Consider the following 221-nt stretch of genomic DNA (forward strand, 5'->3'; position numbering starts at 1 on the left):
GGCCGCTTCGTCGCGGTCGGCCACGACGCGGACGTGATGCCGCTCGCGGGCCGCGCGACGAAGGTGGTCGACCTCGACGGCCGCGGCGTGCTGCCGGGCCTGATCGACAACCACTGCCACGTGATTCGCGGCGGCCTGAACTACAACATGGAGCTGCGCTGGGACGGCGTGCCTTCGCTCGCCGTCGCGATGGAGATGCTCAAGCGTCAGGTCGCGATCAC

General features: G+C 70.1%; 1 protein-coding gene. It reads left to right on the top strand.

What is annotated here, in order from left to right; translation table 11 throughout:
* Nucleotides 1–221, top strand: a 221-nt coding sequence (locus ACV22V_RS32745) for an amidohydrolase family protein (protein ID WP_448016881.1), incomplete at both ends; no start/stop codon positions are given.

The organism is Burkholderia sp. AW33-5 (genome assembly GCF_053427615.1).